Below are 21390 nucleotides of genomic sequence, written 5' to 3'. Positions count from 1 at the left end.
ACCTATGGAGCAGCCCAAAAAGAAGTTTTATACGCCCTCGGAGGCGTTGCCTAAAATAGCGGCCTTCTGCGCCTACCAGGAGCGCAACCAAAAAGAAGTGGAAGCCAAGCTGCGCGAATACGGCCTGAATGAAGACGAAGCCGGCGAAATAATTATCCGGCTGAGCCGGGAAAAGCTGCTGGATGAGGAGCGCTATGCCAAGGCGTTTGTGCGGGGCAAATACCGCATCAAAAAGTGGGGCCGCCGCCGCATTACCCAAGAGCTCAAGCAAAAAGGTATTTCTGACTACTGCGTCAAGGCTGGGATGAAGGAAATCGACGGCGACGAGTATTACCAGAACCTGATCGACGTGCTGGAAAAGCGCAACCGCATGGAAAAGGAGGGCAATCAGCGCCTGCGCCGCCAGAAGCTCACGCTGTTTATGACCGTGAAAGGCTACGAAAACGACCTGATCAAAATGGCCCTGGATGACTTGGGCAAGGAGCCGGAAGCGGAGGACTAGCGCCGGGCTGGCCGGGCTGGCGGGGCAAGTTGCTGGGTGAGCACCACCCGGCGGCCGGTCATGGTTTCGAGCATGGGCCGCAGAATATGCTCGGCATTTTGCGTGGTTTGGGCCAGAATGCCCGACTGCAGGGCCGCGCGCCGCACATTCTTCTCAGCGTACTTGTAGCCTTCGTCCACCAGCTCAGCGTCGTTGAAAAACGAGTTCTGGGTGCTGTATACGCGGCTTTGGCTATGATCTACCTGCCAGGTGCAGAGCTCGGCGGCGGGCAGGGCCACGCGCACCACCGAGTCGCCCTCGAACACCACGTCCTGGGGCTTCACCTTGCGCAGATCGAGGCAGCCGATGGCGTTGCCGGCCACAATCAGGGCCACTTTGGAGTCGGGCAGGAAACGGTAGGTGCTCTTGCGGTATTCTACCACGTCCTTGAACTGGTAGCGCACCAGTTCCAGCCGGCCCAGAGCCTCGATTTTGGTCAGCACGGTGTTGTGCGTAACGGTCACGCGGGGCTCCACATTCAGCGGATTATCGAACAGGGCAGGCTGTACCTTTATCCACAGAAACCAGCCCAGGCCGACGAGAAACAACAACGGCAACAGGCGGCGAAGCAAACGAACAATCGGCATAGACGGAACACGGGAAAACGAGCAGCGGTGGAAAGTATACGCCTTCGGGGGACATTTGGCTGCCAGCCTCAGCCCAGCGCCGGCCACCAGGAGCTGCGAGGCGAAAACCGCTGCCGAAATCCCGCCCAGCCTTGCTGCCCACCGGTATGCACGGCTACTACCGTGCTGCCCCGCGCAAACCGGCCCTGTCGTATTTGGTCCAGCAACGCATAGAGCAGCTTGCCGGTATAGAGTGGGTCGAGCAGAACGCCATGCCGGGCCTGGAATCCTTGGATAAAGCCGAGCAGCTCCGCCGAAAACTGCGCGTAGCCTCCCAAGTGGTAGTCGGTCAGCAGCTCCCAGTTGGCATAGCGCTGGCCCACGGCGGCTTGCGTCAGCTGGTGTATTTCGTCCCGCAGAAAGCCTCCGTTTTTCAGCGCCGATACGCCAATAGCAGCGCGTTGGCCCCCGAGCCCGGTGAGCAGCCCCGCCAGCGTGCCGCCCGTGCCGCAGGCCACGGCTACGGCCGCAAAGTCGGTTTGGGCCGTTAGCTCGGTTATCAGCTCGGCGCAGCCCGGCAAGGCTAGGGCGTTAGTGCCGCCTTCGGGCAGCACGTAGGGGTTGCCGTAGGGGCGCAGCAACTCTTGTAGCACTTCCGGCTCGCGTGCGCCGCGGTAGGTGGTGCGGTCGAGGTAGTGCAGGTGCATGCCGTCGGCGGTGGCCTGGGTGAGCGTGGGGTTGAGCGGCAGCGTTGCTTCGCCCCGTATGAGGCCTATTGTTTGGAACCCTTGCAGGCGGCCGGCCGTCGCCACGGCGGCTATGTGGTTAGAAAAGGCTCCGCCGAACGTCAGAAGCGTATCGTGGCCCTGCGCACGGGCCGCCCGCAGGTTGTATTTCAGCTTGCGCCACTTGTTGCCGGGCAGCTCGGGGTGGGCCAGGTCGTCGCGCAGCAACAGCAGTTGCACGCCGTGCTGCTCGGCAATGGGCTCGTGCAGTTCCTGAAGAAGCATCGGTTCAGCAGTCGTTTGGTCTGTCATCCTGCATCTGGCATACGCCTACGAAGTACCTTTCATCAAATGCACGCATTAGCATTGTTCCCAAATACAGAGAAAGTGTATTTGACCGCCAGATAGAGCATGACGTTCTTTTTTATGTCATTTCTAATTCAGGAACAAGTCTGGTTCCTGATTCAGGTCCAACGCTACTGCACAAAGCCCCTTACCGCGCAACGGTAAAGGGCTTTGTGTGCTGATTTCGGCTTGTTGCGCAATCGAGAAAGGTTCTTCACTTCGCTACGCTTTCCCCAAAAGGCCAGCCGACGAAAGCCGTTCCCGCAATAGCTTAGGCCGCTGAGTATGCTTCTGCTGTCGGCGCAGGCTTGCGTTTTATGGCGTAGGCTACGGTGGCCAGCAATACTAAAATCAGCAGCACCGAAGAAATGAGCGAAATGGTGTTGCCAATGGCGTATTCCTTGGGCTCAAACTTGAACGCAATGGTGTGCGTGCCCGCCGGGACGGGTAGGGCGCGCAGCACGTAGTTGGCGCGCAGGTGGGGCACCAGCTTGCCATCGAGGTAGGCGTTCCAGCCATCGGCGTAGTAGATTTCGGAGAACACCACGAAGCCTTCCTGCACGGCCGTGGTGCGGTAGGTCAGCTCATCGGGTGCGTAGTTGGTCAGGGCAATGGTGGAGCCAGCCGCGTTGTAGCTCGTCTTCGCCAGCGGAAACTTCGAAGCGTCGACTACGGCCGCCGTGGCTACGTTGAGGGTAGTGAGGGCTGCAATTTCCTGGTCGGGAGTCTGCACCTTCTGCACTTCACTCACAAACCACGCATTGCCCAGCGCCCCCGGATTGCGCTGCACTTGCTGCTTGGGGTCGCCGGTGATGAGGTAGCGGGTGTTGAGCATCGCCAGCACTTGGGGGTTGTTGGCCGAAATCTGGCGCTCAATCAGATCCTGGTAGCGGCGCAGCTTGGCCCCGTGGTAGCCGCCCACGCTTTTGTGGAAATACGACGTGTTGGCTTCGTTGAACGGGTTTTGCACATTCAGCACGCGGTAGCTCAGGTCTTTGTCCTGCAAAATCTGCTCGTCGGCTGCGGTGGGCACAAACTGCTGAGCAATAGTTTCGCGCTGGAAATTGGTGTCGTTCAGGTAGCGCTTATCCACTGACCATAAGTCGACCAGCGTCAAAGCCCCCACCAACAGCGTGGCCGTGGTAGCCGAGAGCTTACGCCGCAGATAAAAGTACAGCACGCCAGCCGTGAGCAGCACGAAAACCAGTGCCCGAAACACGTCAGTATGCATCAGGCTGGCCCGGTCCTCACGAAGCGCGTCGAGTGGGAAGCCTTGCTGCTGCATCTGTGCATCGATTGGGGCGGCAAAGTCGGCTCCCAGGCCAGCCAGGAACGCCAGCACGCAGATACCCGCCGTAATGCCCACGGCGTAGAGAAGCTTGCGTTGCAGAATCGCCGTTTCGGGCGAGGTGGCCGCCGAGCCGCTCAGCGCTGACAGACTAGGATGCGTGCTGGCACCAGCCACCGGCACTGCCGATGGGTGGGGGCGCAGCATGCGGGCCAGGGCGAGCATCGCCAGCAGCGGCATGGCCAGCTGGGCAATAACCAGCGCCATCGACACCGACCGAAACTTGTTGTAGCCCGGAAAGTAGTCGAACATCAGGTAGTTGAACGACTCGAAATTCTTGCCCCAGGCCAGCAGAATCGACAGAATAGTGCCCACCAGCAGCCAAGTGCGCGTGCGGCGGTCGGCCACGAACAGGCCCAGCACAAACAGAAAACACACGACGGCACCCACATACACGGGGCCGCTGGTAACCGGCTGCGCGCCCCAATACAGCGGCAGCTGCTGCAAATACTCGCGCAGCTGCACGGGCGGCACGCCCAAGCCAGCCAGAGCCTTACCAGTGGCCGAGCTTTCGCTTAAGGAGCCCGCACTGGCACCGCCGTAGTAGTTAGGAATCAGCAGGGTAATGGTTTCGCCCACGCCGTAGCTCCAGCCGAAGGCATAATCCCGGTCGAGGCCGGAGCCTACGCCCTCTTCACTGGCCGTAACGGCCGCCGCGCCGGGCGCGGCCGGGGCTGGAGTCGTCAGCTCCGACTTGCCCCGAATCGAGGCCTTGCCATATTCTGCCGTGACGTAGAGGCGGCCAAAGCTCACGCCCACGGCCAGCACCGCCGCCGCGCCCAGCAGAGCTGTGCGGCCCAGGAAGTCAGACAGGCGCTTTTCACGCAGTGCCGCCACCAGCTCGACAATGCCAAACACGAGTACCAGCAGCAGCAGATAATAAGTGATTTGCAGGTGATTGGAGCGCACGTTCATGGTCAGGCCCAGGGCAAACAGGCCCGCGCCCAGCCACCGGTTGCGCCGGAACGTGACCAGCAGGCCACCCAGCACCAGCGGGGCATACGCCAAGGCCAGCGACTTGGTGTTGTGGCCCGCCGCCAGAATAATCAGGTTGTAGCTGGTGAAGCCCAGCGCAATAGCACCCACGGCGGCCACCAATGGCCGCAGCCCCAGGGCCACAAAAAGAACGTAGCCGCACACCAGCGCCAGAAATAAGTTGGCTACTACCGCCGGTAGGTGCAGGGTAAAAATTTGGTGCAGGTAGATCGATAAGTCGCCGGGAAAGCGGGTGCTGATGAGGTAGGTGGGCATCCCGGAGAACATGGAATTGGTCCACAACGCTTCCTTGCCGGTTGTTTCGCGGTAGAGCTGCGCCTCGTGTGCCCCACCGTTAAACTGCACCACATCGTGCTGGGCCAGGGTTTTGCCATCGAACAGGATGGGCGAGAAATAGACGGCGGCCAGCACCAGGAAAAAGACAACCGCCAACAGGTGGGGCAATGCCCGGCGCCACAGCGGCACGGCCGGAGAAGAAACAATAGTCATCAGACGAGAAAAGAGTCGGAAAATGGCCTGTGTAGCCCACAGAAGCGGACAGCTAGCCCGAAGGTAGCCCGATTATTTTATTTCAGGAAAGCCACCGGACCAGAGTCGGACCTCTGGTTTAGCGCCGCAACACCCGCGCCCCACCCCGTGGTGCGACTAGTGTCAACCCCATGCCATCAGGATCTTTTCGCGGCCTTGACGCGGTCTGCCACCGGCCCCGAATTATACAGCACCACCGACACCAGTATCACGCCGTAGGCAATGGCTTGGTACAGATTGGCTTGCTCATGGAAATACAGAAAGGCCAGCGCAAAGCTCAGAATCGGGTTTAGGTACATCAGGATACCGACGGTGCCCGAGGGCAGGGCGTTGAGGGCAAACAGATTCAGGAACAGCGGAATCACCGTGAAACCGAGGCTTAGAATGGCCGTGAGCAGCAGCAGGTAGCCATCCTGGAAGCCCGCGCCGGGCGTGGCCCCCAGCAGCGGCGCGGCGGGCAAAATAACCAGGGCCGCCAGCACCAGCTGCACCGTGAGCAGCAGCAGCCGGTCGTAGCCCTGCAGCTGGCGCTGCGTGATGAGGTAGGAAGCGTAGGTGATGGCGACCACCAGACTCATCAGCACCGTTTGCCAGGCTCCCGCGCCGAGTAGTGCGCAGCTCAGGGCACTCAGCCCGATGGCCAGCCACTGCCGGGGGCGCAGCTTTTCGCCCAGCACCACAAAGCCCAGCAGCGCCGTCAGAATGGGGCAGATGAGGTAGGCGAAGGAGCCAGCCTGCACACTCACTTTATTCACGACATAAATGAACAACAGCCAGTTGCTGGTGAGCAGCGCTCCGCCCACGATGGTGCTGAAGGCTACGCGCCGCCGCTCGGCCGGGCGGGCACGCTGCCACTGCTGCCAGGTGGCCCGCACCACGTCGCGCCGCACGCTCAGGTTAATCAGCAGCAAAATGACCAGCGATAACAAGACCCGAAAGAACAGAATCTGCCCGCTGGCGTAGCCGGCCAGCAGCCGCAGCGGAATGGGGAAGAAGCCCCAGATAAGAAAGGCTAGTAAAGCGGCCAGATGGTGGCGGGAGAGTTTCACGAGACAGGAAGGAGCAAGCCGAAAAATGGTTCCGAAGGTACGGCACTTCGCCCCAGCCGGCAGCTTGGGCGCGTCGTGGCGCTGGGGGCCGGCCCAAACCATAGTATCTTCGGCTTGGTTTTCTCCGTTATTATGCTCGTCTTCTCCGACCTTGCCGCTCTCACCGGCGGCCGCCTGCTGCAAGCCGCCCCTGCCGAGGCCCGTGTTCAGCATCTGCTGCTCGACAGCCGCCGCGTGGGGCAGCCGGCCGGGTCGCTGTTTTTTGCCATTCGTGGGGCGCAGCACGACGGGCACCGCTACCTGCCCGACCTCTACCAACAGGGCGTGCGCCTGTTCGTCGTCGACCACCTGACCGCTATTGCCGGCGGCGTGGCAGCGTTTCCCGAAGCGGGTTTTCTGGTGGTCGATGATACGCTGGCGGCCTTGCAGGCCATTGCGGCCCGGCACCGGCGGCAGTTCCGGATTCCGGTATTTGGCATCACCGGTTCAAATGGCAAAACCATTGTGAAGGAGTGGCTGGCCCAGCTGCTGAGTCCCGACGAGCTGATTTGCAAGAGCCCGCGCAGCTACAACTCCCAGGTGGGCGTGCCACTGTCGGTGTGGGAGCTGAACGCTACGCACACGCTCGGCATCTTCGAGGCCGGCATTTCGCAGCCAACGGAAATGGCCCGCTTGGCCCAAGCAATTCAGCCCACGCTGGGCATTTTTACCAACCTGGGCACCGCGCACGATGCGGGCTTCGCATCAGGGCAGGAGAAGGTAGCGGAGAAAATGATGCTGTTCGAGGGCGTAGATACCTTGTTCTACTGCCGCGACCATGAGGCCATACACGCGGCGGCGCAGGCCCGGTTGGGGCTAGCCCGAACCTTCACCTGGAGCCGCCACCATGCCTACGACAGCCACGTTGCCGTGTCGGTCATCGAGGCTTCGGCGGGCCGCACGGTGGTGCGCGTGACCCTGGAGCGGCCCCGGCCGCAGGAGCATACGTTCACGCTACCCTTCGCCGACGAGCCTTCGGTCGAAAATGCCCTGCATGGCCTCGTAGTGCTGCTGTGGCGCCAGGTGCCCGTTGCCGAAATTCAGCAGCGCCTCGACCGGCTCCTGCCCGTTGCCATGCGGCTGGAAATGAAACAGGCCCTCAACGACTGCTACGTACTCGACGACACCTATAATAACGATCTGGCCGGGCTGCGCCTCGCCCTCGACGCGCTGGCCCGCCAGCCCCGCCGTGGCCGCCGCACCCTGATTCTGTCCGATGTGCTCGAGTCGGGGCTGCCGGCGGCCGAGCTGTATGCCCGCGTGGCGGCGCTGCTGCCCGCCCACGGCGTGGAGCGGCTGGTGGGTATCGGACCGGAAATCGGTGCTCACCAAGCGACATTTGGGGAGTTGAGCCGCGCCTTTTTTTCGTCTACTGAAGCGTTTTTGACGTCTTTTCGGCCCGAGCAGTTTCACCAGGAAACCATTCTGGTGAAAGGTGCCCGGCGTTTCGGCTTTGAGCGTATTGTGGCCGCTTTTCAGCAGAAAATCCACGGCACGGTGCTGGAAGTGAACCTCGATGCGCTGGTGCATAACCTGAATTTCTACCGGGCCCGGCTGCAGCCCGGCACCCGCCTGATGGTGATGGTGAAGGCCTTCGCCTATGGCAGCGGCAGCTACGAAGTGGCCAACCTGCTCCAGTTTCACCGCGCCGACTACCTGGCCGTGGCCTATGCCGACGAGGGCGTTGACTTGCGGCAGCACGGCATCAGCCTGCCGGTTATGGTGATGAATCCTTCGCCCGACAGCTTCCAGAAGCTGCGCCAGTACCACCTGGAGCCCGAAATATATTCGTTTGAGCGGCTCCAAGAATACCTGCGGGCCGCGCAGGAGCAGGCCATGCCCGCCATTCATCTCAAGCTCGACACTGGCATGCACCGCCTGGGTTTTGCCGAAGCCGACTTGCCGGCCTTGTGCGCGGCGCTGCGCGAAAATGCTGCCCACCTGCGCGTGGCCAGTGCCCTGACGCACTTGGCCGGGGCCGATGAAGCCCAGCACAACGACTTTTCCCGCCAGCAGCTAGCCGCTTTCCAGCGCATGACGCCGCTGGTAGAAGCCGCCCTGGGCCATCCTATTCTGAAGCACGCGTTGAACTCGGCCGGCATCGTTCGGTTTCCGGACGCGCACTACGATATGGTGCGGCTCGGCATCGGGCTCTACGGCGTGGAGGCCAGCGGACAGGAGCAAGATGCCCTACGCCCCGTGAGCAGCCTGCGCACTACTATTTCCCAGATTAAAACCCTGGCTGCCGGCCACACCGTGGGCTACGGTCGCCGGGGAGAGGCGGTGGAGCACGAGCGTCGTATTGCCACCCTAGCCATCGGCTACGCCGACGGCTACGACCGGCGCTTTGGCAACGAAGTAGGAGAGGTCATCATCCGGGGGCAGCGCGCGCCCATCATAGGCAATGTGTGCATGGATATGTGTATGGCTGACGTGACGCACATTCCCGCCGCGCAGCCCGACGACTCGGCCGTCGTGTTCGGAGAAGAAATGCCGCTGCGGGAAGCCGCTACGCGTATTGGTACCATCCCCTACGAGCTGCTGACCAATGTGAGTGAGCGGGTGAAGCGGGTGTTTTTCGCGGAGTGAAAAGAGAGTGGGAAAGCCGAAATCTGAACCCCAAGGCGGCGGCTACGTAAGATCCGACACTTCTTTTTCCGCCCCCCTTTCCTCCACAACCATGAAAAAACATTTTCTTTCCGTCGTGGCGCTCATCGCGCTGCTCACGGCCTGCGACAACCTGAAGAATCCCGAAACCAAAGACCAGCCCCAGGAGGCCACCCAGGATACGGCCGTCGTGTACCGCGAGGGTGAAAGTGCCGCTGGTGGCGCTGCTCCCGCTACCGATGCCGTGGGCAGCGGCTGGGATATGACTCAGGCCAAGCTGGCCGACGTGAAATACCCCGAAGTGAGCCTGGCTGACGTGACCGTGCGCGGCAACGACGAATACAGCGTGTATGGCGTAGCCGAAACCGTGCTTTTCGATACCGACAAAGCCGATATAAAGCCCGGTGCCAGCAATGCGCTGCAACAAATCAGCGCTTCTATCGGGCAGCGCTACGCTACGGGTCCGGTGTATATCATGGGCTTCGCCGATTCGCGGGGCGACAAAAACTATAACCGGGAGCTGAGTGAGCAGCGCGCCACGGCCGTAAAAAACTGGCTAAGCCAGAATGGAAAAATAGATGCTGCCCGCGTGAGCGTGGAGCCGATGGGCGAAGCTCAGCCGGTGGCCTCCAATGCTACGGCCGAAGGCCGTCAGCAGAATCGCCGGGTAGAAATAGCCGTACGCACCAAGTAAGGTGCCCTTTGCTTACGTAGCAATACGCCCGAACGCAAAAGAGGCTCCAGCGCAAGCTGGAGCCTCTTTTGCGTTCGGGCTGTACAGTAGCAGCGAATGACTACTTCACTTTGATATCACCGCGTAGCTCTCCCTGCGGGAAATTGGAACTGTGCAGGTTAGCATATACGCCCTGTGCCAAGAGCTTGTCACCATCGGTCTGCGACAGGGTCGCCGAGCCTTTGATAGGCGAGGTTAAGCCGCTGAAAGGCACAATAACCGAGCTGCTAACACCCGGTGCGCCTTGGTGGAAGTGCCCGAGGGACGGAGCAGCCGTCATGTTCTGGAACTCGATGGTGTAGGTAATAACTCGAGTGGTCTTGTCGTACGTGCCGACGAGGGTGCCCGTGCCAGGCGAGTTGTTGGCGGGCACTTGCTGCTTGCCATCTAAGGTCGCGGTGAGGTTAACCACCTGGGAAGCGGGAGCCGCTGCCTCGTCGTCTTTGCTGCAGGAAATGGTAGTTAGCCCCGTCAGGAGCAGGAGCAGGTAAGCGTACTTTTTCATTATTGGGGTATGAGGGGTTATAAAAGGTGTGAGTGCAGAAGCGAAACGGCTGACAATTGTTTCGCTTCTTATTTTTTTAACGTGGTGAGACAGGTCGATGAAATTAAAAACCCATAGAGTTATTTGCCTCCGGTAGCCATGCCTCTCTGTATAACTTTGTTTTTACTGCAAAATCAAGCATTAACGGGCTTACTTAATTGCTGTACTTTAGATTGATGCAGAAAACGATATTTAATTTTAAAGGAGTAAATACAGAAGAGACTCATATTCTTTTTAATGTGGAGCTTAAAAGTGACTTAAATGGCTGTTATAGCGGTTTCGCAAACCGTAGACACCCGATGTAGAGACGCGTATTCGCGTCTCGTCGTTGAACGAAACCGGGCAGGCGGCACGAACGATGAGACGCGAATACGCGTCTCTACATCAGCCGGGTTCCACCGTTCACGAAACCGCTATAGGATAGCTCTTGGCGTAGGTAAAGTCGAGAGTCATTGATTGCAAGCAAGTGTTTTTAGGCATCTGTATCTAATTATATTATTCTCATAAATTAAAAAATAGAAAAACTTTTTAGGTGGTAGACTTATTAAGAGACCCAGATCTACGAACTCAATTACATACCTGTGCAACTTTTTACGCGTTTTGGGCTGATATTCTTCAGCCTGTATTTCCTGTGTGCGCAAGGCGCGCAGGCCCAGGCCACCACGGCCGGTATTACAGGGGCGGTGAGCTCCGATAAAAATGAAGCGCTGGCAGGAGCCACGGTCGCGGCTATTCACCTGCCCACCGGCATCCGCCGCTCCATCACAAGTGACGGCGTCGGGAGCTTCACAATTACTGATTTGCTGGTAGGTGGCCCTTACACGCTGCAAGTGGTGCAGGCTGGCTACCGCACGCTGCTCGTGAACAACGTGTTTCTGGTCGCCGACAAGCAGGCGCTGTTCAACTTCACTCTGAACCCCGAGCTGGTGGCCGTTGGTACGCGCCGCTCCGACCGTACCGTACTCGAATCGGCGGTACCAGTCGACGTCATCGACATGCGCGCATTGTCCGTCACGGCTCCCCAAACCGACATGACGCAGATCCTGAACTACGTCGTGCCGTCCTTCAACTCCACCCGGCAGACGTCTGCCGGCGGCTCCGACCACGTAGATCCGGCCTCGCTACGGGGCCTGGGCACCGACCAGATGCTGGTGCTCGTGAACGGCAAGCGGCGCCACACCACGGCGCTTATCAACCTGGTCGGCAACCGGGGCGTGGGCAACGTGGGTACCGATTTGAACACCATAGCCAGCAACTCCGTCGACAGGATTGAAATCCTGCGCGACGGGGCGGCGGCCCAGTACGGCTCCGACGCCATTGCGGGCGTGATGAATATCAGCCTGAAGTCGGACAACAAAGGCGGCAACGTGCTCGTCGGCTCCGGCGTGACCACCCAAGGCGACGGCCTCACTACGCTGGCCAGCGTCAACAAGGGCTTCAAGCTGGGCCCTAAAGGTTTTCTGAACCTGACGCTGGATGCTGATCATCGGGGCTCTACCACCCGTGACTACTCCCGCGACTTGTTCTCGCGGCCCGTATTCTCCTCTGACCGCGCCACGGAAAACGCCGCCCTGGCCGCCAACGGTAAAACGTATCAGGACTTTGCGCAGCGCAACGGCGACGCCCGCATCGATAACTACCGGGGTATTTTCAACGCCAGCCTGGCGGCTACCGACAAAGTGAAGCTGTATGCCTTCGGGGGCTACAACTACCGGCGCGGCAACGCGGCGGCTCCGTGGGTGCTGCCCGTCACGCAGGCCGATAATATCATTGAGTCCATCTTCCCGCTGGGCTACCAGCCACTCATCAACACCCGCAGCCATGATGCCTCCGGCGCGGTAGGCGCGGTCGTGAGCCTGGGCCCCTGGAGCCTGGACGTGAGCCACGTGCTGGGCTACAACCAGATGCGCTACAACGTGAGCAACACCTTGAATGCTTCGCTGGGGGCCAATTCGCCTACCGAGTTTGAAGCCGGTGGCTTCCAGTTCACCCAGAACGTGACCAACGCCACCGTCAGCCGGTTGTTCCCGACTTTTCTGGCCGGCACCAACGTCGCTTTCGGGGCCGAGTACCGCAACGACAACTACCAGATTGTGGAAGGCGAGCAACGCTCCTGGGGGCGCTACGATGATGGCAAGGCCAACTCGGGGCCGGGCTCCCAGGGCTTCCTGGGTTTCGCGCCCGAATCGGACGTAGTCGGGGCCCGCAGCAACGTCGGCGGTTTCGTCGATGTGGAAGCCGATATCACCAAGAAATGGTCGGTGACTACGGCCCTGCGCTTCGAAAACTACAGCGACTTTGGCTCGGCCTTTATTTATAAAGTCACCTCCCGTTACCAGGTTATCAAGCCCGTTGCCGTGCGCGGCGCTTTCAACACCGGTTTCCGGGCTCCCTCGCTGCAGCAGGTCTTGTACCGGCAGCTTTCCCTGGAATCGTCGGCCACGGGAGTGCGCTATTCGGGTATTTTTAATAACCAGGACGAGGTAACGCGGGCCGCGGGCATTCCGGCCCTGGGCCCCGAAAAGTCGCTTAGCTACAGTGCCGGCCTGGTCGTTACCCCGCTCCCCAACCTTTCCTTTACCGCTGATGTCTACCGTATCGATATCAAGGACCGGATTATTCTGTCGGGCTTGTTCGGCACGGGCATCAGCGCCAACCTCGACGCGGCCCTGTTTCGCTACAGCACCGACCGGGCGCAGTTCTTCACCAACGCCGTCGATACCCGCACCACCGGCCTCGACCTGGTGGCCAACTACCAGCACGAGCTGGGTCGGGGCTCCTTCACGGTAACTGCGGCTGCCAACTTCAACCGCACTTCCATTCAGGGCCTGAATGTGCCCGCCAACTTCCAGTCGTTGCAAAACGACGACGACGCCAACACCAACTACATCGACCCCCGGCAACTGTCGCTCATCGAAACGGGTAGCCCCGCGAGCAAAGTGCTGCTGAATCTCGGCTACGAGCTGGGCAAGTTCAACGTGCTGGTCCGCAACACCTATTTCGGGCGAGTGGAGTATTTCGATACCAACACGGATGCGACCAACGACTTCGGCAGCTACTTCCTGAGCTTCGCTCCCCGCACCGTCACCGACTTGATAGTTGGGTATAAGCCGCTCAAGTCATTGGGGCTGACGGCGGGCGTGAACAATCTGTTCAACGTGTTTCCGAACACCACTGCAGAAGCTGCCCGCAACGGTCGGCCGCCCGGCGGATTTGCTACCGAAGCGCAGTTCAATGCCTACTACCAGGAGCGTTTCGGCAAGCCATCCAACTTGCCCGAGGGCCGGGATATTTTTCCCTACAACCCGGTGCAAATGGGCTTCAATGGGGCTTTTGTTTACCTGAAAGCCGTTTATACACTGGGCCTGTAGGTTTCCCTGGTATGCAATAGCCTATCGGCGCTCTTCTCCCGTATGTCGGCGAAGAGCGCCGATAGTATGATGGCCTATTGTATTTCCTGTATATAATATCACTATTTTCGCCCGCAGCTATGCCCTGTACAGTCGCGGCTAGTGCCTTGACATGAGTAACATGTTCTGGTGTAGCTCCTGCTACAGGCCGACTCTACTCTCTTTCCCTACACACCCTTGTTTACGCATTGTATGAAATTTTTGAACCGCTGCTTGTGCGGCTGGTGGATAGCGCTGCTGCTGTTTCCACTGGCTGGTCAGGGGCAAACTAGTCCTGCTTCTGGCGTAGCCGGCCAATGGAAAGGCCCACTGCAAATGCCGGGCGGCAGCCTGGAAATCGTTATCAGCGTTACGGAACTGGCCACTGGTAAGCGGTTTGCCGTGCTCGACGTACCGTTGCAGAAGGTCAACCGCATGCCCATGACGGTAGAAACCACGGGGGATACCGTGGTGCTGTATGCCGCCGCCGCCGATAGCCGTTTCGTGGGGCTGCTCGATGCCACTGGCAAGCTGCTGCAAGGCACTTGGCAACAGCCCGGCTACAAGGCCCCGCTGGAGCTGACGCTAATACCGCCGCCGGCCGCGCTGGCCAAAAACTTCAAGTTTCCACCGCCCTACCGGGTCGCGGAAGTGGCTTTCTCCAATCAGCAGGCGAACATACGGCTGGCGGGTACCCTGACCGTCCCCGCCGGGGAAGGGCCATTTCCGGCCGTGCTGCTGCTTTCCGATACTGGTCCCCAGGACCGCGACGGTACCCTGGACCAATACCGGATGTTCGGTGCCCTTGCCGACTACCTCACCCGCCGCGGTATCGCCGTGCTGCGCTACGATGACCGGGGCGTGGGCCAGTCGCAAGGCAACACCGCCGCCGCTACCACCGCCGACCTCGTGAAAGATGCGCAGGCGGGCCTCAACTTTCTGCGTACCCGCCCCGAGGTCGACGTTTCCCATATCGGCCTGATCGGGCACGGCGAGGGTGGCAATATTGCCACGCTGGCTGCCGCCGAGCCGTTGCCGCCCACTTTCATCGTTTTGATGGCCGCTTACGGCGTTCCGGGCCAGCAGGTGCTGCTACAGCAACAAGCCAATGTCATGCGTTCCGTGGGCATGGAAGCGGTGCAGATAGAAGCCGCTACGAAGCGGCAAAAGTCGATGCTGGAGATTATCAACCTCACTGCCGATAATGCCCAGGCTCAGGCTATCGTCGCCAACATGCTCCGGCAGACCAACACCTCCATGGACAATGCCACCGCTCTGGCCAGCGCCGCCGAGCTGACTACGCCCTGGTACCGCTACTTCCTGGGCTTCGATCCGCAGAGCGTGCTCGCCAAAGTGCGCTGCCCGGTGTTGCTGCTCAATGGCACCAAAGACCTGCAGGCAGCGCCCGAAACCAACCTGACGGCCCTGGATAAGGGCCTCAAGGCCAATAAGGATGTAACTGCCCGCAAGCTGCCCGGCGTAAATCACCTGTTCCAGGCCGACCAAGCGGAGTGGGCCATGCTGGAAGGTCAGCTGCAGCCCACGTTTTCGCCCGCCGCCCAGGATGCTGTCCGGGAATGGATCATGAAGCATGTTCAGCAAGAGAAGCAATGAAGCTGTTTAGGAAGTCGCTGAAATCCAATAGAATGCCATGCTGAGCGCAGCCGAAGCATCTCGCGTGCAATGGTAAGTTGATTACTGTTGCACGCGAGATGCTTCGGCTGCGCTCAGCATGACGTTCTGACGACTTCCTGACTAGTAAGGCCCGCTCGGTTGAAGACAAAAGAAAAGCCCGTGCTGGTTGGAGCGCGGGCTTTTCTTTTGGGATGTTCTCCGGTTAAAACCAGGGGCAGAGCGGGTGGCTCTAGTCTTTAATCATGTCAACTTCGGCCTTAATCATAGCGTTGTAGCGCATGCCGTTGTTGGCCAGTGTAATCAGGCTCCAGCCTTTGCCGATAGAGTAGGTCCAGGTGCGGCTCTCTTTGAATTCGAACGTAGGACGCATGATCTGACCGTAGGGCGTGTAGGTCTCCATGAAGTTGGTGGTGTAGAACTTGTCACCACTCACAATCCACTCCATGGCTACGAAGAAGCCTTCTTCGGGGGCCGGGATGTTATACGAGTTCAGGTCGATGGTATACCACTCGCCGCCTTTCGGGGCCGATACCACCACGTTGTCCGTCAGGATGTCGGTGTTGGGCGAGTTGTAGTTGCCATCGGCTTTGTAGAGACGTACGCGGAAAGGCTCACGCGGAAAGCCGTTTTCACCGATGTAGAAGGAGACCGAACGGACGTTGCCCAACTTTTTGCTCTTCTCGTTTTTCACGAAGAAGGCATATTGCTGGCCCGGCAGGCCCTGAATCATGCCCTCGCCGGGCGTGTTGCCCTTCGAGCCCAGCGACAGGTCTTTCACCTTGCCACCAATAACTTTTACGTCGGCCAGCTCGATAACGCGCTTGGGCACTTCGATAATCAGGTCTTGCAGGTTGGCACCTTTCTTCACCAGCACGGCCTTGCGGAAATAGCCCAGCGCCAGCACTACCAGGGAGTCCTGCGCCTTGTCGGGCATGGCCATCTGGAAGAAGCCGTACTCGTTGGTCAGCGCGCCGCTTTGTTCCTCTTTCAGGCCAATGGAGGCAAAAGGAATGGGTTCTTTGGTTTTCTGGTCTACAATGCGGCCCGAAATTTTGTTCTCCTGAGCAAAGCCCACTACTGGGAACAGCAGAACGAAGGCGAAAAGAGTAAGTACGCGTTGAAGCATAGGTAGTCAGGATCTTTATTATATGTCAAAACTACAATGAAAAGGGCGAAGAAACGCAAGACCTCCCTGAATATTTATAAATATGCAATTGCAGTTCGGAATAATTCTAAATCAAAGACTTAGATGTTTTTTCGCCCTTCCAAGGTACAACTATCTGTGTTTTGGCTGAAACCTAAATGGGTAGTATCTTTGTTTGAACAGAATCTAAATAACACCCGTGCCCGTGTCCAGCATTTCCGCCTCAGCCAAGACTCCCGTGCCTCGTAGCGTGAAAGACCTGCGCCTTGGCGAAAGCGGCACCATCTGCTGCCTGCAGGATCCGGAAATGGCACTGAAGCTGCTGGAAATGGGCTGTATTCCCGGCACGCAGGTCCGGATGAACAGCCGGGCCCCGTTGGGCTGCCCTATTACGCTGGTCGTGGGCAACGAAGACTACACGTTGTCGTTGCGGGTGAGCGAGGCAGCCACTATTCTTCTGAAAGACTAGCTGCCGCCGCATGGCCCGCGCTTCCCTCATCACCGACTCTACCGGGGCCGCTGCTTCGGCCCTGACGCTGGAAGCCTTGCGCGACGTGCCACCGCGCAGCCCCCGTACCCTCACGCGCATTGCGCTGATCGGCAACCCCAACTCGGGCAAATCCTCGCTGTTCAACCAGCTCACGGGCCTCAACCAGAAAGTAGGAAACTTCCCCGGCGTCACGGTCGACCGCAAAACGGGCATCAGTCAGCTTACGGCTCAGCACCGCGCCGAAATTATTGACCTGCCGGGTACGTATTCGCTGTATCCCAAGAGCCTGGACGAGAAGGTAATAACTGACCTGCTCTACGACCGGACTTCCGAGCAATACCCCGATTTCGTGGTCGTGACGGTGGATGCGTCCAATATCCGCCGTAATCTGCTGCTGTTTACCCAGCTAGCTGACCTGGGCCTGCCGGCCGTGCTGGCCCTGAATATGATGGACGTGGCTGAGCAGCACGGCATTCAAATTGATATTTCGGCGCTGCAGCAGGAGCTGGGCGTGCCCATTATTCCGATGAATGCCCGCAAAGGCGTCGGTATTGCGGCCCTCAAAATCGTGATGGCGCGGCAGCTAGGCGCGCCTACCAAGGGCTTCTTTTCGCCCAGCGACGACCTGCTGCCCATGCTCCGGCAGATTCGCTACTACTTCGACTTGCACAACGACTACCTGGCGCTGCACTACGCGCACCAGTTCCGGCAAATCAGCTTTCTGACTCCCGACGACCGGGCATATATTCAGGAGCTGGTGGAGAAATACGACTTTCAGCCCACTGCCCGGCAGGCCCAGGAGACGATTGACCGATACGCCCGCATCAACGATATTCTGCTGAATACGGTGACCGTGACGCGCACCGAGCAGAACGAGCCGTACAGCAACCGTATCGATAAGGTGCTGACCCACAAGGTGTGGGGCTACCTGATTTTCTTTGGAGTGCTGTTTCTGATGTTTCAGGCGGTGTTTGCCTGGGCCAGCTACCCCATGGAGCTTATCGACGAGGGTGTAACCTGGATCAACCAGCTGGTGCAAACCAACTTCGACGGGCCGCTGGTGAGCCTGCTCACCGAAGGCGTGTTGGCGGGCCTGGGCGGCGTCCTGATTTTTATCCCGCAGATTGCCTTGCTCTTCGCCTTTATTGCGGTGCTGGAGGAAACGGGCTACATGGCCCGCGTCACGTTCATGATGGACTGCATCATGCGCAAGTTTGGGCTCAACGGCAAAAGCGTGGTGCCCCTGATTTCGGGCGTGGCCTGCGCCGTGCCGGCCATTATGAGCGCGCGCACCATCGAAAACTGGAAAGACCGGATCATCACCATCTTCGTGACGCCGCTGATGAGCTGCTCGGCCCGGATTCCGGTGTATACCGTGCTGATTGCGCTGGTAGTGCCGCCGACCAAAGTGCTGGGTATTTTCAACCTGCAGGGCTTCGCGCTGATGGGGCTGTACTTGCTGGGGTTCTTTGCGGCTATTTTCTCGGCGCTGGCGCTGAAGCTGCTGCTGCGCACCCAGAACAAGAGCTACTTCATCATGGAGTTTCCGGTGTACCGCTGGCCGCGCTGGAAAAATGTGGGTATCACCATCGTGGAAAAGGTGAAAACCTTTGTGTTTCAGGCCGGTAAGGTTATCGTCGCCATTTCCGTGATTCTGTGGGTGCTGGCCTCCTACGGACCGGGCGATTCGCTGGCGCGGGCCGAAAGCCGGGTGCGGGCTACCGCCGCTCAGCAACAGCTGACGCCCACGGAAACCGATATCCGGATAGCCTCCGAAAAGCTGGAGAATTCATACGCGGGCCTGTTTGGCCACCTGCTGGAACCCGCCATTCGGCCCTTGGGCTTCGACTGGAAAATTGGTATTGCGCTTATCACTTCCTTCGCGGCCCGCGAGGTGTTTGTGGGCACCATCTCCACGATTTATAGCGTAGGGCAGGATGCCGATATGCGCACGGTGCAGCAGAAATTAGCCGCTGAAAAAGACGAAAACGGGCAGCCGTTCTTTACGCCGGCTCGGGCCTTTTCCCTGCTCGTGTTCTACGTTTTTGCCATGCAGTGCATGAGTACGCTGGCCGTGGTGTATCGTGAAACCAAAGGCTGGAAATGGCCCTTGCTGCAGCTGCTCTATATGACGGGCCTGGCCTATGTGTCGTCGCTGATTGTGTACCAGGTATTTAAGTAGGGGTTGATTTCGGCTATCATTCCTGCAGCTGGTGTATGCCCGTCATGCTGAGCTTGTCAAAGCATGACGGGCAGTCTACTTCCTAAACAGCTTCACAGTAAAAAGCCCTTTGCCTGTCATGGTAAGGGGCTTTTTAGTGTGAATAACTTTCAGTGAGGATAAGTGAAAAGGGCTCTTCCCGCTGCGTGCACCAGCGGCAGGATGACAGCCGAAACTAACCCAACTGCTACTTTCCGATCAAAAACACGGCGGGCTGCTTATGAATTTGGGGGAGTTTGCCTTTCCAGCCTGCTACCGTGTCGGTGCGCACCAGCTCATCGGCGGCGGTGAGGTTGGCAGCAATGCATAGGCGGGTCGAGGGGTGCAGCTGAGTCAGCAAATCTTCCAGCATCTGCATGTTGCGGTAGGGCGTCTCGATGAATAATTGGGTTTGGTGCTGACTGAGGGCCTGCTTTTCCAGCGTTTTAATGGCCGCCAGGCGCTGAGCCCGCTCGATGGGCAAGTAGCCGTGAAACGCGAAGCTCTGCCCATTCATACCCGAGCCCATCAGGGCCAGCAGGAGAGACGAGGGGCCCACCAGCGGCACCACCCGAATACCGAGCTTGTGGGCCAGGCGCGCAATTTCCGCCCCCGGATCGGCTACGCCCGGGCAGCCCGCCTCCGACAGCACGCCCGCGTCCTGGCCCGCTACTACTAGTTTCAGGGCCTCGGTAATCTGGGCTTCGGTCGAGTCTTTGTCGATAACGGCGATGCGCAAGCTGTCGATTACCTGTGCCGGCGCTACAGTTTTGATGAAGCGCCGGGCCGTGCGGGCATTTTCTACCAGAAAATAAGAAAGCGCTGCCACCTGGGTGGCTACCTGAGCGGGTAGCACCTGCGGGGCCGTGTCGTCGGCCAGCACGGTAGGAATCAGGTACAAGGTGCCTTTCAAGCGGAAGGGTGCTAAGTAGGAAGTGGAAACGCAGCGTAGGGCTGCACGCAAAAAGACCTTATGGAAGGCTCAACTAGTGGCAAATGCTTCTACCAGGGTATAAATCTGGTCGGGCTCTTCGGCGTGGAGCCAGTGCCCAGCGTCCACAATAGTTTCCACCTGACTGTTGGGGAACAGCGCCGGAATGCCGTAGAGCTTGTCTTCGGTAGTGACATAGTTTGACTTGCCGCCCCGCACGAATAACGCGGGCTTAAGAAAAGGAGTGGGGCCTGTAATTTCGGCTCCGATGGCGGGCATATGCGTCGTCAGGGCCGCCAGATTGGGCCGCCAGGCAAAGGAGTTGTCTTCGCGGCGGTACAGGTTTTTGAGCAGGAATTGCCGGACGCCCACCTGCGGAATGTGCTGGGCCAGGGCTTCATCGGCCTGCTGCCGCGACTGCACGCTGGCGAGGTCCACGGCGTGCAGACCGGCCAGGATATCATCCTGATGCTGCATATCCGACAGGCGCGGCGCGATATCGAGTATGACCACCCGATCGAGGCGGGCGGGATGGTCGAGGGCAAAGCGCATGGCTACTTTGCCACCCATGCTATGACCCAGTAGCGTCACGTGCTGCAGCTGCAGCTGGTCGAACAGAGCCAGCACATCCTGGCTCATGAGCTCGTAGGAGTGCTCGGCCGTTTGGGGCGAGCGGCCGTGGTTGCGCAGGTCTACCACGATAACGCGGTGGGTTTCGGCCCAGCGCTTAGCCAGCGTTTGCCAGTTGTCGGAGGTGCCAAACAGGCCGTGCAGAATAACGAGCGGATTGCCCTCGCCCAGTTCGCGGTGGTGTAGTTGCATAGAGCGCAAAGGTCGGTAGGGAAAAGCAAAACAGCGTTACCGCTTCTTTCAAGCCTGGTAGCTCTACGCCTTGCTGGTGCCCGGGCTCAGGCCTCAGCCATAGCTCGGGCTTCGCTATCAGGTAGTCCGGTGGGGTACTTGAGGCACGTAGTCAGCGCGGTTTATACAAAGCAGAACCACTGTTGGCGTGACTCCAGATTGCTATTGCGCAGAAACTCGGCTACTGGTGCAAGATTGGTGAGCAGGGAGGTAAGCGTCAGCACTTCCCCGGTGGTCAGGTGCAGCCGAAGGAAGTTGTAGTTGCTCCAGAACATGCGTTTGGAGCGGCAGGTCACGTATTCTACCCGCACCAGGTCGCGCCTGGCAAACGGAATCAGCACCCGGCCTTCGTAGATTTCCAGCCGGTTCTGCCTGGCGTCGAACACGAGCGTGGTGTGCAGGTTGCGGGCGTAATACTGAGCATGCAGCACCAGAGCGGGCACCGAAAAACCCATAATTACGGCTCCCAGCGCCACCAACAGCACCAGCTCATAAGCCGAAACAGGCCCCAGGTACAGAAACGAAATCAGGAAGGGCAGGCCCACGCTCATGCTGAGCAAGGGCCAGAACAGCAGATAGAACTGCCGCAGAAACGTGGGCCGGTACACCGGGCTGGCCCGGCTGAAAAAGCTGGTAATAAAGCGCAGGCCAAACACGATGGCGCACACAGCCGCCACGATTTCCAGGATGGGGCGCAGAAAAGGGAACAGCTTCACTGC

The 21390-nt window shown here is 59.2% G+C and carries 16 protein-coding genes; 7 read left to right on the top strand and 9 right to left on the bottom strand.

Annotated elements, in window-relative coordinates:
* Window positions 1-4 precede the first annotated feature (4 nt).
* Window positions 5-502, top strand: coding sequence for a regulatory protein RecX (locus E5J99_RS07920; protein WP_135497180.1), 498 nt, complete (start codon window positions 5-7; stop codon window positions 500-502).
* Here E5J99_RS07920 and E5J99_RS07915 read toward each other — a convergent pair.
* From E5J99_RS07915 to E5J99_RS07900, 4 genes are all read right to left on the bottom strand, one after another.
* Window positions 499-1128, bottom strand: a complete 630-nt coding sequence (locus E5J99_RS07915; RefSeq protein ID WP_135497179.1) for a DUF4230 domain-containing protein — start codon at window positions 1126-1128, stop codon at window positions 499-501. The two genes, E5J99_RS07920 and E5J99_RS07915, sit on opposite strands and share 4 nt — an antisense overlap.
* A gap of 68 nt (window positions 1129-1196) precedes the next feature.
* Window positions 1197-2117, bottom strand: a complete 921-nt coding sequence (locus tag E5J99_RS07910) for a 1-aminocyclopropane-1-carboxylate deaminase/D-cysteine desulfhydrase (protein ID WP_135497178.1) — start codon at window positions 2115-2117, stop codon at window positions 1197-1199.
* Between the two features lie 331 nt (window positions 2118-2448).
* On the bottom strand, window positions 2449-5010 hold the full coding sequence (locus E5J99_RS07905; protein ID WP_135497177.1) for a YfhO family protein: 2562 nt from the start codon (window positions 5008-5010) through the stop codon (window positions 2449-2451).
* Window positions 5011-5186: 176 nt separating this feature from the next.
* Window positions 5187-6098 (bottom strand): EamA family transporter, encoded by a 912-nt coding sequence (locus E5J99_RS07900; protein WP_167852039.1) that lies wholly within the window; start codon window positions 6096-6098, stop codon window positions 5187-5189.
* Window positions 6099-6230: 132 nt separating this feature from the next.
* Here E5J99_RS07900 and E5J99_RS07895 point away from each other — a divergent pair, with 132 nt between their 5' ends.
* On the top strand, window positions 6231-8726 hold the full coding sequence (locus E5J99_RS07895; protein ID WP_135497175.1) for a bifunctional UDP-N-acetylmuramoyl-tripeptide:D-alanyl-D-alanine ligase/alanine racemase: 2496 nt from the start codon (window positions 6231-6233) through the stop codon (window positions 8724-8726).
* Between the two features lie 91 nt (window positions 8727-8817).
* Complete coding sequence (locus tag E5J99_RS07890; RefSeq protein ID WP_135497174.1) at window positions 8818-9438, top strand: OmpA family protein; 621 nt, start codon at window positions 8818-8820, stop codon at window positions 9436-9438.
* A 100-nt stretch (window positions 9439-9538) separates the two neighbouring features.
* Here the strand turns inward: E5J99_RS07890 and E5J99_RS07885 are convergent, their stop codons facing one another.
* The gene (locus tag E5J99_RS07885) at window positions 9539-9982 is read right to left on the bottom strand and encodes a CHRD domain-containing protein (protein WP_135497173.1); all 444 of its coding nucleotides are present in this window, start codon (window positions 9980-9982) and stop codon (window positions 9539-9541) included.
* A gap of 620 nt (window positions 9983-10602) precedes the next feature.
* On the opposite strand from E5J99_RS07885, the gene E5J99_RS07880 reads away from it, so the two are divergent.
* Window positions 10603-13392, top strand: a complete 2790-nt coding sequence (locus E5J99_RS07880; RefSeq protein ID WP_135497172.1) for a TonB-dependent receptor — start codon at window positions 10603-10605, stop codon at window positions 13390-13392.
* A 231-nt stretch (window positions 13393-13623) separates the two neighbouring features.
* Complete coding sequence (locus E5J99_RS07875; RefSeq protein ID WP_135497171.1) at window positions 13624-15024, top strand: alpha/beta hydrolase family protein; 1401 nt, start codon at window positions 13624-13626, stop codon at window positions 15022-15024.
* A gap of 250 nt (window positions 15025-15274) precedes the next feature.
* Here E5J99_RS07875 and E5J99_RS07870 read toward each other — a convergent pair whose 3' ends face one another.
* Window positions 15275-16171, bottom strand: a complete 897-nt coding sequence (locus E5J99_RS07870; RefSeq protein ID WP_135497170.1) for a carboxypeptidase-like regulatory domain-containing protein — start codon at window positions 16169-16171, stop codon at window positions 15275-15277.
* Between the two features lie 223 nt (window positions 16172-16394).
* Here E5J99_RS07870 and E5J99_RS07865 point away from each other — a divergent pair, with 223 nt between their 5' ends.
* The gene (locus E5J99_RS07865; RefSeq protein WP_245318799.1) at window positions 16395-16658 is read left to right on the top strand and encodes a FeoA family protein; all 264 of its coding nucleotides are present in this window, start codon (window positions 16395-16397) and stop codon (window positions 16656-16658) included.
* A 10-nt stretch (window positions 16659-16668) separates the two neighbouring features.
* Window positions 16669-18861: a ferrous iron transport protein B gene (gene feoB, locus E5J99_RS07860; protein ID WP_135497169.1), complete on the top strand. Its 2193-nt coding sequence runs from the start codon at window positions 16669-16671 to the stop codon at window positions 18859-18861.
* Window positions 18862-19087: 226 nt separating this feature from the next.
* Here the strand turns inward: feoB and E5J99_RS07855 are convergent, their stop codons facing one another.
* The 3 genes from E5J99_RS07855 to E5J99_RS07845 form a co-directional block, all read right to left on the bottom strand.
* The gene (locus E5J99_RS07855; protein ID WP_135497168.1) at window positions 19088-19792 is read right to left on the bottom strand and encodes an SAM-dependent methyltransferase; all 705 of its coding nucleotides are present in this window, start codon (window positions 19790-19792) and stop codon (window positions 19088-19090) included.
* Between the two features lie 69 nt (window positions 19793-19861).
* On the bottom strand, window positions 19862-20632 hold the full coding sequence (locus tag E5J99_RS07850) for an alpha/beta fold hydrolase (RefSeq protein ID WP_135497167.1): 771 nt from the start codon (window positions 20630-20632) through the stop codon (window positions 19862-19864).
* 161 nt (window positions 20633-20793) lie between these two features.
* Window positions 20794-21387: a hypothetical protein gene (locus tag E5J99_RS07845; protein WP_135497166.1), complete on the bottom strand. Its 594-nt coding sequence runs from the start codon at window positions 21385-21387 to the stop codon at window positions 20794-20796.
* Window positions 21388-21390 lie beyond the last annotated feature (3 nt).

Origin of the sequence: Hymenobacter elongatus (genome assembly GCF_004745955.1) — a bacterium.
GTDB classification, from domain to species: Bacteria; Bacteroidota; Bacteroidia; order Cytophagales; family Hymenobacteraceae; genus Hymenobacter; species Hymenobacter elongatus.
This window is presented reverse-complemented; position numbering and strand designations above follow the sequence as displayed.